Source organism: Arthrobacter koreensis, from assembly GCF_009193255.1.
GTDB classification, from domain to species: domain Bacteria; phylum Actinomycetota; class Actinomycetes; order Actinomycetales; family Micrococcaceae; genus Arthrobacter_B; species Arthrobacter_B koreensis.
The window spans coordinates 260904-276495 of sequence record NZ_WACG01000005.1 but is presented as its reverse complement, the minus strand read 5'-3'; the positions used below and the strand labels follow the sequence as shown (position 1 = coordinate 276495).

Here is a 15592-nt window from a genome sequence, read left to right as displayed (position 1 = left end):
CGCCCTGTTGAGTCCCCCGTTGGCTGCCACCCGAGCTGAGGCGATACGCATGGAAAAACGGATCCTGGATTACACCGACTGGCAGGACACGGCAGACACCCTGCACCTCTTCCTGCAGATGGCCGGCAAGGTGAAGGTTGAACGCAGCAACAAGCGGCCGGGGTGGGCCCATGTCCGGCTGCCGCTGAGCATCGACGGAATCGGCACCGGAATCATTCCGGCCGGCGCGTTCAGCTTCGAGATCTACTTCAACCTGCGCCGGCACCACGTGGATGTGCAGAATACCGACGGCGGCAAGTCACGGATCCCGCTCGGGGACGGATTGAGCGTGGCCGAGTTCCACTCGCAGCTCATGGCCGCACTGGACTACATTGGGGCGCCAACGGAGATCAACACCACGCCGCAGGAGTTCTACGACCAGACGCCGTTCGATGAGGACACCAAGCACCACTCCTGGGACCGGCATGCGGTTGAGGCCTACTTGGAGAACCTGCACTTCGCCTACCGCTGCCTGTCCCGGTTCCTCTCGCCGTTCCGCGGCAAGGTGGATATGCCGGAGTTCTGGTTCGGCACCATGGACCTCTCCGGTTCGGTGTTCGCCGGACAGGCCGCACCCTACAGCGGCACCGATGTGGTGGGCGTGAACTGCTTCGATGAAAAGTTCGTGGAGTACGGCTTCTGGCCCGGGGACGTGAAGATGTCCCAGCCTGCGTTCTTCGGCATGCCATATCCGTTCTTCTCCGGCATCGAAAGCTACGCATCAATGCTGAAGCCGGACCGCGCGGAGTTCCGGCCGCAGATGAGCGAGTTCATCCTCACCCTGGAGGATGCCTTCTCCTATCCGGATCCGGAACAGGCGGTGGTGGACATGTGCCAGTCGAGCTTTGAAATTGTGCAGCGCATGGACCGCTGGGCGGACCTGGAATGGATTATCGAACCGCTGACTTACCCGGCGTCGGCTCATCGGTAGGCTCCGCAGGCAACCCCGCTTCCCCGATTAGGGCCGTCCGCGGGCACGCTGACATAATGTTGGCAAACCCCCTTCGGAAGGCGGCCCTGTTCCATGACTCCACGCAAACTGTTCACCACCCTGGCGTTCGCCGAAGCCGTGACGTGGACTCTCCTGATCGCGGCCCTGGTGGCCAAGTACGCCTTCGGCAACGAAGTGTTCACTCCCGTTGCCGGCGGACTGCACGGCTTCGTCTTCCTCTCCTACGCCGCAGTGACCGTATTCGTATGGGTCAACCAGAAGTGGTCCGCAGCCACCGGTGTGCTGGGTGTTGCGCTCGCGGTCGTTCCCTGGGCCACCATTCCGTTCGAGAAGTCACTGGACAAGCGTGGACTGCTCGACGGCGGCTGGCGCCTGGGCCCGGGCGGCGAGGAGCCGAAGAACTTCGTGGACAAGGTCCAGGCCCTGGTGCTGCGCCGTCCCGCGGCAGCTGCCCTTGTTGCCGTCGCCGGAGTCGCCGTCGTCTTTTCGATCCTTCTTTACCTGGGCCCGCCCATCCCGAAGGGCTAAGAGCGGTAAAAGAAAACGCACCGGTGGCTCCCATGGGGGGAGCCACCGGTGCGTTTTTTGCATACGCTAGGCCGCGGCGAAATCCTTCGCATTGGCCAGCACCGGAAGGCGCTCGCGGACCTGGGCTACAAGCTTCGGATCCAGGTCGAGGACAGCCAGTCCAGGCGCCTCGCCGAGCGCGGCCAGTTCCTCACCCAGCGGTGACACGACGGCGCTGTGCCCGACGCCGGTGGGTGCGGTTCCTTCCAGGGGCCGGCCGAGGGAGGCCGGGTCGCCCTGTCCGCAGGCAAGCACGTAAGTGGTGCTGTCCAGGGCGCGTGCCCGGACGAGCAGGTCCCACTGCTCCGTCTTTCCCGGCCCGGCGCCCCATGAGGCGCACACAATGTTTACGTCAGCACCGGCGCGCGCATTGGCGGTAAACAGGGCCGGGAAACGGACGTCGTAGCAGGTTGCCAGTCCGAAGGTCATGCCGCCGAGGCTGAAGGTTACCGGCGCGTCCCCGCCGTCCACGGCGTCGGACTCGGCGAAGCCGAAGGCGTCGAAGAGGTGGATCTTGTCGTAGGAAGTCTCGGTCCCCGGACCCGTGACCAGCAGGGTGTTGCGGACCCGGCCGCCGCTGCCGGGGGTGAACATGCCGGCCACAATGGTGATGCCGAGATCCGCGGCAATCTGCCGGACCGTGGAAGCCCAGGGTCCGTCCAGCGGCTCCGCGACGGACCCGAGGGGATTCCCGAATGCGCACATGGCAGCTTCGGGGAAGACAACCAGCTCGGCACCGGCCGCCTTCGCCCGGCCCGCGTAGTCGCGGACGAGGTCAAGGTTGGAGGATGGATCTGAACTGCTGATAACTTGGGCAAGCGCGATGCGCATGGGATTCCCCTTTCCTTGTTGTATACATAATGTATGCCTAAAACCACGGGGACCGCTGCGTCCAGCCGCGAAAAAGCCTTTTCCTACCTCCGGGAGAACATCCTGGTGGACCCTGCACGCCAGGGTACGTTCCTCAATGAGCAGGAGCTGGCGGCTGAAATCGGTGTCTCACGGACGCCCGTGCGTGAAGCGCTGCTCCTGCTTGTGGCGGACGGTCTGGTGGAGCTGATCCCGCAGCGCGGAGCTTATGTCCCCGCGGTCACCGGCAGGCAGATTTCCGAGCTGATGGAGCTGCGCGGCGTGCTGGAACGCCATGCTGCAGTCCACACCATTGGTGCGGGCACCGTTCCGGAGGAGGCGATGCGGGCTACGCTCGAGCAGCAGGCCGGCCTCCCGGATCTGCTGGACGCGGCCAGTGCCCGCGAGTTCATCCGCCTTGATGCGGCCTTCCACCAGCTGCTCGTGGATGCGGTAGGCAATGAGCTGATATCCGGCACCTACGCCAAGCTGCAGGTCCGGCAGATCCTCGTTGGCGTTGAAGCGCTCTTCCGGACCTCCGGCCGCAGGCGGCAGGTGTGCGGCGAGCACCAGGAGATCCTCGACGCGCTGGCCGCAGGGAACGCCGACGCGGCGCAGGAGGCCATCAGCCGCCACCTGGACGTGACGCTGGGCCTCCTGCTCCGCGGCTAGATCTTTTCTGTCTCCAGCATGGTCCGGTATTCCTCGTCCTCGGTGTTGTGCGGGTCGCGTCCGAGTGCGAGGCCGATCAGGGTCAGGATGCCTGCTACGCCAACATAGGCGGCAACGGGTACCCAGCTGCCGAACTCACTGAGCAGGAGCGTGAACATCAGCGGGGCAATGGCGCCGCCGATGACGCCGGCAAACGTGTAGGCCAGCGAGCTGCCCGTGGAACGGAGCCGCGGGGAGAACTGCTCGACGACGAACGCGGCCTGCGGGCCGTACATGAATGAGTGGCAGGTCAGGCCTAGGACGATGCCGATAACCAGGATTGCCTGGTTATTGCTGCCCAGGATGCCGAAGAAGATGAAGGTCCACGCAGCGCCGAGGATCGCCGCTGCCGCGTAGACCACCCGGCGGTTGATGCGGTCCGAAACGGCTCCCGCCAGCGGAATGGTGATGAGCTGGAAGGCAGAACCGACCAGGACGGCAGTGAGTACCTGGTTGCGCTCGTAACCGAGGAACTGGATGCCGTACGTCAGGGTAAAGACGGTGAAGAGCGCGTAGAGCACATCGGGTCCAACACGGCTCAGGATCGCCGCGATGAGGGGCCGCAGCTGGGTGGTCAGGACTTCCTTGACCGGGGCCTGCGGGCGGTCGCCGTGGGCTTCGATTGCCTTGAAGACGGGGGTGTCCTCCAGCTTGAGGCGGATCCAGAGTCCGAAGCCCACCAGGACGGCGGAGAACAGGAAGGCAATGCGCCAGCCGTAGCTGATGAAGGCGTCCTCAGTCATGGCAACCGTGAGGATAGCCAGGGCGCCGTTTGCCATCAGGTTGCCGGCCGGCGGACCAACCTGGGCGGCGGAAGCCCAGAACCCGCGCTTCTTGGGGTCTCCGTATTCGCTCGAGAGCAGGACGGCGCCGCCCCATTCCCCGCCCACGCCCACGCCCTGGGCAAACCGCAGCAGGACGAGGATGAGCGGTGCAGCGATGCCGATGGTGGCGTAGCCGGGAAGGATTCCGATGAGCACCGTGGCCACGCCAATGATCATCAGCGTGGCAACCAGGACCTTTTTCCGACCGATCCGGTCACCCAGCCGGCCGAAGATGATTCCGCCGACCGGGCGGGAAACGTAGCCCACGGCGTAGGTGGAGAACGCCAGGATGGTTCCCGTCAGCGGATCCGATGAGGGGAAGAAGATGATGGGGAAAACGACGGCGGCTGCAGCCGAGTAGACCGCGAAGTCGTACCACTCGAGAGCGGTGCCCGTGAGGCTGGCCGCAAAGGCCTTGTAGAGGCCGGCTGGTCTATCCGGCGAGGACGTCTGCGGCGGCTGGCTGGCGCCGGGAGTGGGGGTGGTTGTCACGGTTGTAGGACCTCCGGGGTATGGGCGGGAGTGATGCAAGCCACTTGTGTGAACGATGTATACATTACGCATACTTGATGTAGATTGGCGAGGGTTTCCATTTCCGGTTTGTAAAAACTCTCTTCCGAAGGGCCAAAACATGACAACGCTGACATTCGAGCTTCCGGACGGCACCGAAGTTGCCGTAGACGTACGGCACCTGCTCAACGCCGGTTACGCAGGCCGTGAACAGGACGAAGTGCAGGCGCACATTCAGGAACTTGCGGAGCTGGGTGTCCCGGGCCCGTCCGTGACTCCGGCCCTTTACCCAGTCTCTCCGTACCTGGCCCAGCAGGTTGACGAAGTCAGCGTGCAGCACGGCAAGACCTCCGGTGAAGCGGAATGGGCGCTGGTCATCAGCGACGCTGGAACGCTGCTGACCGTGGCGTGCGACCACACGGACCGTGAGCTGGAAGTCCACGGCGTGGCCTGGAGCAAGAATGCCAGCCCCGACGTCCTGGGCCGCCGGGCCTGGCGGCTGGATGACGTCCGCGGCCACCTGGACGACATCACGCTGAAGGCATGGGTTGGTGCCGGCGAGGTGCCGGACACGCTGATCCAGGACAGCTCGCTCGCAGCCCTGCTGACGCCCGACTACTGGCTGGACATCCTGGCCGAGCGCGGGCTGGACAAGCCCGGGACCGTCCTGATTTCCGGGACCGTTGCCATGCTGCACGGAGTGGATCAGTTCGCCCGCAGCTGGAAGGTCGAGATGTCTGACCCGGTCACCGGCGAAACCCTTTCGCTGGGCTACGGCGTGCGTCAGATGGCTGAACCGATCGGCTAATTGCCGCTAGCGGGGCATGGCCTGCAGCTGCGGCTACCGGCCATGCCCGGCCCGCGGGCGCCAAAGCGCAGATGCCATCTGGCGGCGTCATGCACGGCGCCGCGCGCAGCTGGACTGGCAGGATGGGCACATGGCCAAACCGTTTACCCTGGTGCAGCTGCGCTACTTCTCGGCCGTGGCAGCAGCGGAGAGCATGACTGCCGCGTCGCGCGAACTCAATGTCACCCAGTCGGCGCTCTCCGCCGCGGTCTCACAGCTGGAGAAGGACCTCGACGTGCAGCTCTTTATCCGCGGACGGCAGCGGGGAATGCAGCTGACCGCGGCGGGCAGGCAATTCGCGAAGGACCTGGCGCCCTTCCTCGAAGAAGCCGACGCGCTCTACGAAGCTGCCCGCGGCTACTCGGATGCACTCACGGGTGAACTGCGCGTGGGAGTCTTTGCTCCGCTGGCACCTTTCCGGGCCCCGGTAATCCTGCAGGCCTTCGAAACCGCCCACCCCGGGGTGCAGCTTTCATTCCTCGAGGGAGACCAGGAATACCTGCGCCGTTCGCTGCTGGAAGGCGAATGCGAACTCGCCCTGATGTACGGCCTCGGACTGGATGAAGGCTTCACCACGAAGGTCGTGGAGCGGATCTCCGCCCACGTGATCGTCGCGGAAGACCATCCCCTGGCCGCCAGTCCGGACGGCGAAGTGTCCCTGGCCCAGTTCGAAGACGAACCGCTGATCCTGCTGGACCTGCCGCACACCCGCGAATACTTCATGAGCCTCTTTGCGGCCGCCGGAGTGCGCCCCAAGATCCGCCACCGCGCTTCCGGCTACGAGACGGTGCGTTCCTTCGTCGCCCGGGGACACGGCTACTCGGTGCTGAACCAGCGGCTGCACCATGACCAGACGTACGCCGGGGGCCGAGTGGTTCCCCTTCGGCTGACCGATGACCTGCCCGGAATCGAAGTCATGCTCGTCCGCCCGGCCGGAGTCCGCCCAACCCGCCGCGCCCTCGCCTTCGAAGCCGTCTGCGGACGCCTGTACGGAGCGGGCAGCTAGTCTTCGCATCGTCAAAATCGATGAGAGCCTTCAGAAACATCAACTGGACATCTGTGACGCAGGTCACCAGAGTTGACCCATCATCATCTCTGCCCCGCCGGTGGCAGGCCGGTGGATCCCCGCAGCGTCGCGGAGATGCCGGCCCGAGCCGGTACTGAATCCCCCAGGAGTGCAGTTGAACAGTTCAGAATCACGTTTCCGCGGCGTTACGCAGCCTGCGGGCCACGGACGGGCCGCGGGAAACGCTGCCGACACAAGTCCTCAGCAGACGTTACGTGCCCGAAACGGCGGGCAACGGGGCCAAAACCCGGTGTGCGTACGGTGGCTCCCATGACTACGAACGAAGTGACTCCGCACGACACCAGTGTCCAGTCCGCTCCGGCGGAAGGTGCCAAGCCCCGCATCACAGGCATGCAGAAGCGTGTCCTGGCCGGCGGCAGCGTTGGCCAGTTCATCGAGTTCTACGACTTCGCGCTTTACGGCCTCTCCGCCGTCGTGCTGTCCCAGCTCTTCTTCCCCAGCGAAAGCGCCTTCATTGGCCTGCTCTCCACCTTTGCAACCTTTGGCGTCGCCTTCCTCATCCGGCCGCTGGGCGGACTGTTCTTCGGCGCGCTGGGAGACCGGATCGGCCGGCGCCGCGTCCTGTACATCACGCTGGTTTCAATTGGTGCCGCAACGGCCGCAATCGGCCTGCTGCCAACCTATGCAACCATCGGCGCGCTGGCACCGGCCCTGCTGGTGCTGTGCCGGCTGGTGCAGGGCTTCTCGGCCGGCGGCGAATCGGTGGGCGCGCCGTCGTTCGTCTTCGAACACGCGCCGGCGAACCGCCGCGGCTTCTGGCTCAACATCACCCTCGCTGCCACCGCGCTGCCCTCCGTGGTGGCCGGAACGCTGATCCTGATCCTCAGCCAGTCCATGAGCGACGCCGACTTCCAGAGCTGGGGCTGGCGCATCCCGTTCCTGCTGGCACTGCCGCTGTCCCTCTTCGGCCTGTGGATCCGCGCCAAGACCGAGGAAAGCGAAGTCTTCAAGGCAGTCCTGGCCAAGAACCAGACCAAGGAATACAGCCCCATCCGCGAGACCTTCCGCACCAACAAGGTCCGCATGCTGCAGGTCATCTTCGTGATGGGCCTGACCGCCATGGGCTTCTACTTCCTCTCCGGCTACTTCGTCTCCTACGTCCAGACCACCGGCAACCTCAGCCGCGACCAGTCATTGCTGGCCAACGCCGCGGCCATGGCGTTCTACGCAATCCTGCTGCCGCTGGGCGGAATCATCGGCGACAAGGTTGGCCGCAAGCCCATGCTGATTGCCGGCTCTGCCGCACTGGCCGTCTTCGCGGTTCCCTGCTTCATGCTGGTTACCAGCGGCGTGCTGGGACTGGCCATCCTGGGCCAGCTGCTCTTCGTCATTCCGCTCTGCATCTACGGCGGCGGCTGCTACACCTTCTTCGTGGAAATCTTCACCACCAAGACCCGCTTCACTTCCGCAGCCATCAGCTACAACGTCGCCTACGCCATCTTCGGCGGCACCGCACCGTTCGTGGGCACCGCACTGGTGGCAGCGACGGACGTGGCGTACTCACCGGGCTTCTACATGAGTGCCGCAGCCGTGATCGTGCTGCTGCTCCTCACCCTCACCAAAGTGCCGGAAACCCGCGGCCGCATGGGCTAGCACCGTCCGGTGCAGCCGCACGGACCAGCCCGCCTGACTCAAAGGAAAGAACCATGACTTCACCCCAGGCCTTCCTGAAGGACTTCCACGACGTCGCCGCCATCGGCGCCACCGCAGCCAACGGCGTCGACCGGCAAGCAGCCACCGCTGAAGACAAGCAGACCAGGGACTGGTTTGCCACCTATGCCGAGACCCGCGGGTGGGAGGTGCGGGTGGACAGCATCGGCAACATGTTTGCGCTGATCGAGCTGGTTCCCGGCGCACCGTACGTCCTGGTCGGCTCGCACCTGGACAGCCAGCCGCTGGGCGGGCGGTTCGACGGCGCGTACGGAGTGATTGCCGGCCTGCACGCCGCCTCCCGGATCACCGAACGCCTGCAGGCCGCAGGCGGCACGCCGGTTTTCAACCTGGCTGTCGTGAACTGGTTCAACGAGGAAGGCGGGCGGTTCGCGCCGTCCATCATGGGCAGCTCCGTGTTCGCGGGGCTCATGGATGAAGAAGCCATGCTGGAGGTCCGTGACCTCGCTGGGATTTCTGTCCGGGAGGCCCTGTCCGGAATCGGGTACCTCGGCACTGATCCACGGCCGGAGGTGGCCAGCTACGCGGAAATCCACATTGAGCAGGGCCGCATCCTGGAACGCGAGCAGCTGCCGCTGGGTGCCGTCGACTATTCCTGGTACACCCAGAAACTGGACATTGAGGTGCTTGGCGAACAGTCGCACACCGGAGCCACTGCCATGGCGGACCGGCACGATGCCCTGGTGGCAGCCTCCAAGGTGGTGCTGCTCGTCCACGACGTGACGAAGAAGTTCGCCGATGAAGCACTGGTGTCCTCGGTGGGGCGGATGACCCTGGAGCCGAACTCACCGATCGTCGTCGCCCGCCGCGTCCATCTGGTGGCGGACCTGCGCTCGGCCTCACCGGAGATCGTGGCCGAAGCGCGTGCGTCCCTCCTCGCTGACATCGACGCCATTGCCCGCGAACACGACATCACCATCAACGTGAACGACTTCGACATCCGCGGCATCCAGTACTACCCGGAGGAGGGGCTGGAGCTGGCCGAGAAGGTGGCAGCGGAGCTGGGCCTCGGCATCCGCCGGATCCAGACCATGGCCGGCCACGACTCCGTGGCGCTGAACCGCATCGCCCCCACGGTGATGATGTTCATTCCCTCCGTTGACGGGGTGTCCCACTGCGAACGGGAGTTCACCACGGACGAGGACATGGTTGCCGGCCTGGACGCCCTCACCGAACTGGGCTGGAAGCTGATCCACGGTGCCCTGACGGACCAGGCCACGGGTCCGGCAGCATGAGCACGCCGGTGACCGGCGAAGACCTCGCTGCACGTGTCGCAGGGAACGCGCCGCTGCATTACCTGGACGCTGTTTCCGCGCTGGAGCTGTTCCGTTCCGGGACCCTCTCGCCCGTTGAACTGCTGACGGCGGTCGCGGAGCGGACGGAGACCGCGAATCCGGCAGTGAATGCCCTGACGGAAACCCTGTTCGACGACGCCATGGTGCAGGCGCGGGAAGCCGAAGCGGCGTACCGCAGCGGTGACACAGGGGAGCGTCCGCTGCTGGGGTTGCCCGTGGCGACCAAGGAGAAGCACGCCCTGGCCGGGCGCAGCCTCTCGCAGGGCCTGCTCGCCCATGCCGGTACGGTAGCCGCGGCGGACCATCCCGTGGTGGCGCGCATCCGGGCTGCCGGCGGCATAGTGCACGCCCGCACTACGTCTCCGGAGTTCAGCTGCGCCACCGTGACGCACAGTCCCATGTGGGGCGTTACCCGCAATCCCTGGAACCTGGACCGCTCACCCGGCGGCTCATCCGGCGGTGCGGGAGCGGCCCTGGCCGCGGGCCTGGCGCCGCTGGCAACGGCGTCGGACATCGCGGGATCAACCCGCCTGCCGGCGGCGTTCACCGGAACTGTTGGATACAAGGCGCCCTACGGCAGGATCCCCGGACAGGCTCCGCTCTCCGCCGATTGGTACCGGGGCGACGGACCCATGGCACGCACGGTTGCGGACACTGCCCTGCTGGCCAACGTGATGTCCGGCCGCCACCCGGCGGACCACGCCTCCTTCGGCGGTCCGGGCGTGCTGCCGCTGCGCTATCCCGACGCCGGCGAGCTGGCCGGGGTGCGCGTGGCACTGTGCCTGCGGCTGGGCGACTATCCGCTGGATGCCGCGGTCGAAGCCAACACCCGGGCCGTTGCCGCAGCGCTGCAGGGGGCCGGTGCCGTGGTGGAAGAAGTTGAGCTGCCGTGGACCACTGCCGGTATCCGGGAGGCCATCTTCACCCACTTTGGCCACATCCTGGGACCTGCCATGGAGGAGGCCACCGCCGGGGACCAGGAGCAGCTGGCCTCCTACACGCGCCGGTTCATGGCGGATGCCCGCGCCGCCGCGGAACGAACAACCCTGGTTGAGGGACTCGCTGCCGAGGCCAGGATCCAGGCGGAGCTGGCAACGGCAATGGCCGGTTTCGATGTGCTGCTCTGCCCCACCTCGGGAGCCGGTTCACTGGCTGCGGACGGGGACTACCTGGACGGGATTTCGGTGGCCGGGCGGACGCTGCAGCACTACTGGGAAGGCCACCTGACGGCTCCGTTCAACATCACCAACCGCTGTCCGGTCCTGGCCGTGCCGTCCGGATTCGGTGCCGACGGCGTCCCTACCGGTGTGCAGGTGGTGGGCCACCCGTTTGCGGAGGAACCCGTCTTCCGCCTCGGTGCTGCCATCGAGGTGCTGCGTCCCTGGGCGGGGCGGTACCCGGAGCTGTAGCGCGGCGCCGGACCCGCCCCACAAGTTCAGCCGTGCCGCACGCCGTCCCCGGCAAGCACCGCGCGGTAGCCTTCCCGGAAGGTGGGGTAGCTGAACTCGAATCCGGTGGAAAGCAGCCGGGTGTTGGACAGGCGCCGGTTGCCGCCGCGCGAGGAGTTCGACGGCTCTTCCGGCCCCAGTTCCGTACCCAGTTCAGCGGCCAGGAAGCGGAGTACCTCCCGCTTCTCCACGGGTTCGTTGTCCACCCCGAGACAGAGGGGCGCGGGGTCAGCAACGGCGGTGGTCAGGTGCACGATCGCCGCGGCGGCGTCATCGCGGTGGATCCGGTTGGTCAGCTGTCCCTGCCCGGGATCCGCCGTTCCGGACCGGACCTGGTCGATCAGCCGGGTGCGCCCCGGGCCGTAGATTCCAGCCAGCCGAAGCACCACCGCATCCGGCCGGCGCGAGTGCAGCAGGTCCTCGGCTTCGCGGATGACGGCGCCGGTCACTGACGCCGGAGCGGTGGGGGAGTCTTCATCCAGCCAGCCGCCGCCGGCGTCGCCGTAGACCGCGGTGGAGGACACGAAGAGGATCCGGCGCGGATGCACGCCGTCCCGGTCCAGGGCGTCCAGCACATTGGCGGTCCCGTCCACGTAGGCGGAGCGGTACGCGGCTTCGGAGCGTTCCCGGGCCGCCGTTGAAATCACGACGACTTCGGTATCCGCCGGGATGGTCGGCAGCGAGCCGGTCAGGTCGGCGGCCTGGCCAGTCAGGGGAGCGGGAATCTTCTCGGCGGAACGGCGCCAGCCCAACACGGAAAAGCCGGCCGCGGCGAACCGCAGGCCGGCTTCCGTGCCCAGGTCACCGCAGCCGGTAATCAGGACAGTCATGGCTTTAGTCTGCCAAAGATCTAGTCGGGCAGTGAGGCGAGGACCTGGCGGGCCACGTCGACGCTGGACTGCGGGTTCTGCCCGGTGACCAGGTTGCCGTCGGTGACCACGAAGCTTTCCCACGCAGGCCCGGACTCCACAAGTGCGCCCTTCTCGGCCAGCGCGTCAGCGACCATCCAGGGAGTGTTCTCCCCGGTGCCGCCGTTCAGCTCCTCTTCGTTGGTGAAGACGGTGAGCCGGCGGCCGGAGAACGCGAACCCGGTTTCCGGGGTTTCGGCGCTGAGCAGCGCTGCCGGGCCGTGGCAGAACGGGGCGATGAGCATGCCGGCGTCATTCGCTGCAATCAGGATCCGTCCCATGTCCCAGTCGGTGGCCAGGTCCGCCATGGGACCGTGGCCACCCGGGATGACGACGGCGTCGTATTCAAGGGGTGCGACGTCGGCGAGTGCCATGGGCGCCTCCAGTTCCGGACGCAGCTCCTCCAGATAGGACTTCAGGCGGGCCGCCTTTTCCTCTCCACCGGCCTGGTCCGGCTGCAGGCTGATCGCATCCACTGTGGGAGCCTTGGCGCCGGGGGTGGCGAAGGTGATGCGGTGGCCGGCTTCAGCCAGGGTGCGGTGGGCTTCGACCAGTTCCTCGGCCCAGAAGCCGGTGGGGTGTTCGGAGCCGTCCTTCATGGTGAGGGAATCAGCGGCGGAGACAACCATCAGGATGTTGTTCATGGGGGTCCTTCCTTTGGGGATGGGATAGCGCTGGGGAGGCGGAGCTAGCGGGCCGCGGCGTCGATCGCTTCGAAGGTCTCGTCGTCCAGCACCAGGTCCCGGGCGTCCAGGTTCTCTTCGAGGTGGGCCACCGATCCGGTGCCGGGAATGGGCATCATGACCGGTGAGCGCTTCAGGAGCCACGCCAGGGCTACCTGGGAGGTGCTGGCACCGAGCTTCCGGGCGGCGTCGTCCAGCACTCCTCCCGGCTGGGCCAGTTCGCCGGCCGAAATAGGGGCCCAGGGGATGAACCCGATTCCGTTGGCAGTGGCGTACTCAAGCACGTCCTCGGAAGAGCGGTCCGTGAGGTTGTAGCGGTTCTGCACGGTGGAGACGGTGAAATGCCTGCCGGCTGCTTCCAGCTGTTCAACGCTGACCTGGGACAATCCCAGCGCCTTCACCTTGCCTTCCTTCTGCAGGTCGGCCAGGACGCCGAACTGCTCCTCGGCGTCCACAGTCGGGTCGATGCGGTGCAGCTGCAGCAGGTCCAGGGAATCCACCTTCAGCTTGCGCAGGCTCAGCTCGGCCTGCTGGCGGAGGTACTCGGGGCGTCCCAGCGGAATCCATTCGTCCGGGCCGGTGCGCACGAACCCGGCCTTGGTGCCGATCTTCAGTCCGTCCGGATAGGGGTAGAGCGCTTCGGCAATGATTTCTTCGCTGATGTTGGGGCCGTAGGAGTCTGCGGTGTCGATGAAGTCGACGCCGAGTTCGACGGCGCGGCGCACCACCTCGACGGCGGTGCCGCGGCTTTCGGGCTCGCCCCAGACGCCGGGGCCAACGATGCGCATGGCACCGAAGCCAAGCCGGTTCACGGTGCCCAGGTCCTTCAAGTCGATGGTTGCGGACAAGGTGTTGTTCCTCTGCTCAGTCATGTCGGGGTACAACCCAATACTAAGCAGGCTTATTCCTTTTTGCGTGGCAAATGCGGACCGAAGCTGTCCGGGCAGGTGTTTTTTGGGTTCGCGCCGGGGCGTATGTTCCTGCGCATGGACTGGAAAATAGAGCTTGTTCCCGTGCCGGTGTCCGACGTCGACGCCGCGAAACACTTCTACGTGAACCAGGTCGGTTTTGCTGCCGACCATGACCAGCGAGTGGATGAATCCCTGCGGTTCGTGCAGCTCACACCGCCGGGTTCGGCCTGTTCCGTGGTGATCGGTGAGGGAACTACGGACATGCTTCCCGGCACCCAGCGGATCCAGATAGTGGTGCCCAGTGCCGTCGAAGCCCGCCGGCACCTGCTCGACGGCGGCGTGGCAGGGGTCAGCGAGGTGACGCCGCTTGAATGGGGAACCTTTGTCTACTTCAGCGACCCGGACGGCAACCAGTGGTCGCTGCAGGAGCTTCCGGCCCGGCCCGCAGGGTAGGCGCGCAGGACCGGAAGCGGAGCGGTCAGCGTCCGGCGGTACTGTTTTCCCGCACCCGGCGGTAACTCTCCGGGTCCAGTCCGGCCTCGGCCCCGCCGGTAAGCAGCACGGTCACATCCGGGTGCAGCTGCAGGAGTGACGCCGGCATCTCCGGCGTCACCGGACCGGTCAGCGCGGCGGCAATCGCGTCCGCTTTCTGCGGACCGGAGGCCAGCAGCACCAGGGACCGTGCTTCCCGGATGGTGCCCAGTCCCTGCGTCAGCGCGTGCGTCGGAACGTCACCGGGTGAGGGGAAGAAGCGGGCGTTCGCTTCCCGGGTGCCGGCTGTCAGCTCGACCACGCGCGTGCGGGAATCCAGCGCCGAGCCGGGTTCGTTGAAGGCCAGGTGCCCGTTGCCGCCGATGCCCAGGACCTGCACGTCAATGCCGCCCGCGGCCGTGATGAGCTCCTCGTAGGCGGCTGCTGCGTGCTCCGGGTCAGGGGCGCCGCCGTCGGGCACGTGGATCCGGGCCGGGTCCAGGCCCAGCGGCTCAACGACTTCCCGGCGCACCACCTCTCGGTAGCTCTGCGGGTGGCCCGCGGGCAGGCCGAGGTATTCGTCCAGCGCGAATCCGCGCAGCTGCGGCAGCTCCCGTGCCCGCCGGGCCAGCTGCTCATACAGCGGCAGCGGGGAGGAACCGGTGGCAATGCCGAGGACTGGACGGGCACGTGCAGCCAGCCGTTCCAGGACGGCATCCGCAGCGGCCACGCCCTGGTCCAGGGCGGAGGCGGCAACCAGGACCTGCACGCTCATGCCCGGGTTCCTTCCCGGGCAAGCGCGCGTGCCAGCTCCGGGTCAGCCGGCGTCCAGTCCGCCAGGCCGAGCAGGCCGGCGGCGTTGGCCCCGAAGATCTTCTGCACGTCAGCTGCGGGCATGCCCATTTCCCAGCAGATCCGCAGCTGGTCCACCAGGTAGCGCCGGGCATAGCCTCGGGGGAACCAGGACGAGTCGGTGCCGAAGACAATCCGTTCCGGCCCATGGGTCTCGTAGAACCGGCGGAAAAGGTTCTCGAGGGTGAGCTTCTGGGCCATGAACCGGACCCACTGGTTTGAGCCGGAAGTGTCAACCAGTACGTTGGGGCAGGCCCACATCAGGAACAGCACCTGCTGCACGTGCTGGATGCCGAAGTGCGGCACCACGAACGTCACGTCCGGATGCCGTTTGGCCACAGCCTCCAGCCACGCGGGTTCAATCATCGCGTTGTGCGCAATCCCGCCGGCGGAGCCGCAGTGCCCAAAGTGGATCAGCACGGGCACCTGGTACTCCGCCGCAACACGCCAGAGCGGATCCGCAGCGGGATCGTCGATCCGGGAGGACATCAGCGGGGCGAACAGCTTCAGGCCGCGCAGTCCGTCGTCGCGGACCGCCCGGCGGAATTCCTCCACTGCACCCGGCGCGAAAGGATCGGCCATGGCGGCCAGGCCCAGGAAACGCCCGGCACCACGTTCCACCAGGGCAGCCATTTCCCGATTCCCGCCGGCGGTGACAAATGCCGCGTGTTCAATGTGGTGCTGGTCCAGTTCAGCGGTCCAGCGCTCGGCTTCCGCTTCCCACCCGGCGTCCTGGGCGGCGCTTTCCGGGTCTGCGAAGTCCCAGCTGCGCCGCCACTGCGCTGACATGCCGGCCACCTTGGCGGCCCGCTCCGCGGCGGCGGGGCTGGTTTCCTCGCACGCGAACTGGCCGCCGGACAGCTGCCGGGTCAGCGGATCGAACGGCATCCGGAAATGCAGATGGAAGTCGATGATTGACAGGCCCTGCACCACAGGGCGGTTCCCGATCCGGGAGACGTGCACGGTT

General features: G+C 66.5%; 16 protein-coding genes. 9 read left to right on the top strand and 7 right to left on the bottom strand.

Going from position 1 to position 15592, the window contains the following annotated elements; all coding sequences use genetic code 11:
• The first annotated feature begins 49 nt into the window (after positions 1-49).
• Both GD628_RS11985 and GD628_RS11980 read left to right on the top strand, forming a co-directional pair.
• Entirely contained in the window at positions 50-970 is a 921-nt protein-coding gene (locus tag GD628_RS11985; protein ID WP_152274849.1) for a DUF5996 family protein, read from the top strand.
• A 93-nt stretch (positions 971-1063) separates the two neighbouring features.
• The gene (locus GD628_RS11980) at positions 1064-1519 is read left to right on the top strand and encodes a DUF3817 domain-containing protein (RefSeq protein WP_091607211.1); all 456 of its coding nucleotides are present in this window, start codon (positions 1064-1066) and stop codon (positions 1517-1519) included.
• 66 nt (positions 1520-1585) lie between these two features.
• On the opposite strand, the gene GD628_RS11975 is transcribed toward GD628_RS11980, so the two are convergent.
• Complete coding sequence (locus GD628_RS11975) at positions 1586-2389, bottom strand: carbon-nitrogen hydrolase family protein (RefSeq protein WP_152274848.1); 804 nt, start codon at positions 2387-2389, stop codon at positions 1586-1588.
• 33 nt (positions 2390-2422) lie between these two features.
• Between GD628_RS11975 and GD628_RS11970 the strand changes: the two genes are divergently transcribed.
• Positions 2423-3079, top strand: a complete 657-nt coding sequence (locus GD628_RS11970; protein WP_091607206.1) for a GntR family transcriptional regulator — start codon at positions 2423-2425, stop codon at positions 3077-3079.
• Here GD628_RS11970 and GD628_RS11965 read toward each other — a convergent pair.
• Entirely contained in the window at positions 3076-4434 is a 1359-nt protein-coding gene (locus GD628_RS11965) for an MFS transporter (RefSeq protein WP_226802511.1), read from the bottom strand. The genes GD628_RS11970 and GD628_RS11965 overlap by 4 nt on opposite strands.
• A 139-nt stretch (positions 4435-4573) precedes the next feature.
• On the opposite strand from GD628_RS11965, the gene GD628_RS11960 reads away from it, so the two are divergent.
• The 5 genes from GD628_RS11960 (at position 4574) to GD628_RS11940 (ending at position 10761) form a co-directional block, all read left to right on the top strand.
• On the top strand, positions 4574-5260 hold the full coding sequence (locus tag GD628_RS11960; protein ID WP_152274847.1) for a DUF2848 domain-containing protein: 687 nt from the start codon (positions 4574-4576) through the stop codon (positions 5258-5260).
• A 130-nt stretch (positions 5261-5390) separates the two neighbouring features.
• Complete coding sequence (locus tag GD628_RS11955; RefSeq protein WP_152274846.1) at positions 5391-6305, top strand: LysR family transcriptional regulator; 915 nt, start codon at positions 5391-5393, stop codon at positions 6303-6305.
• 330 nt (positions 6306-6635) lie between these two features.
• Positions 6636-7979, top strand: coding sequence for an MFS transporter (locus GD628_RS11950; RefSeq protein WP_091607196.1), 1344 nt, complete (start codon positions 6636-6638; stop codon positions 7977-7979).
• Between the two features lie 53 nt (positions 7980-8032).
• Entirely contained in the window at positions 8033-9292 is a 1260-nt protein-coding gene (locus tag GD628_RS11945; RefSeq protein WP_091607192.1) for a M20 family metallo-hydrolase, read from the top strand.
• Entirely contained in the window at positions 9289-10761 is a 1473-nt protein-coding gene (locus tag GD628_RS11940) for an amidase (RefSeq protein WP_152274845.1), read from the top strand. Before GD628_RS11945 ends, GD628_RS11940 begins: the two co-directional genes overlap by 4 nt.
• Before the next feature lie 26 nt (positions 10762-10787).
• Here GD628_RS11940 and GD628_RS11935 read toward each other — a convergent pair whose 3' ends face one another.
• The 3 genes from GD628_RS11935 to GD628_RS11925 are packed head-to-tail and all read right to left on the bottom strand — an operon-like array spanning position 10788 to position 13263.
• Positions 10788-11630: an SDR family oxidoreductase gene (locus GD628_RS11935; protein ID WP_152274844.1), complete on the bottom strand. Its 843-nt coding sequence runs from the start codon at positions 11628-11630 to the stop codon at positions 10788-10790.
• A gap of 20 nt (positions 11631-11650) precedes the next feature.
• Positions 11651-12352, bottom strand: a complete 702-nt coding sequence (locus GD628_RS11930; RefSeq protein WP_091607185.1) for a type 1 glutamine amidotransferase domain-containing protein — start codon at positions 12350-12352, stop codon at positions 11651-11653.
• Positions 12353-12396: 44 nt separating this feature from the next.
• Positions 12397-13263, bottom strand: coding sequence for an aldo/keto reductase (locus tag GD628_RS11925; RefSeq protein ID WP_152274843.1), 867 nt, complete (start codon positions 13261-13263; stop codon positions 12397-12399).
• 114 nt (positions 13264-13377) lie between these two features.
• Here GD628_RS11925 and GD628_RS11920 point away from each other — a divergent pair, with 114 nt between their 5' ends.
• Complete coding sequence (locus tag GD628_RS11920) at positions 13378-13755, top strand: VOC family protein (protein ID WP_152274842.1); 378 nt, start codon at positions 13378-13380, stop codon at positions 13753-13755.
• Between the two features lie 25 nt (positions 13756-13780).
• On the opposite strand, the gene GD628_RS11915 is transcribed toward GD628_RS11920, so the two are convergent.
• Positions 13781-14548, bottom strand: a complete 768-nt coding sequence (locus tag GD628_RS11915; protein WP_152274841.1) for a glucosamine-6-phosphate deaminase — start codon at positions 14546-14548, stop codon at positions 13781-13783.
• Entirely contained in the window at positions 14545-15588 is a 1044-nt protein-coding gene (locus GD628_RS11910; protein WP_226802510.1) for an amidohydrolase family protein, read from the bottom strand. The genes GD628_RS11915 and GD628_RS11910 overlap by 4 nt, the downstream gene beginning before the upstream one ends.
• Between the last annotated feature and the right edge of the window lie 4 nt (positions 15589-15592).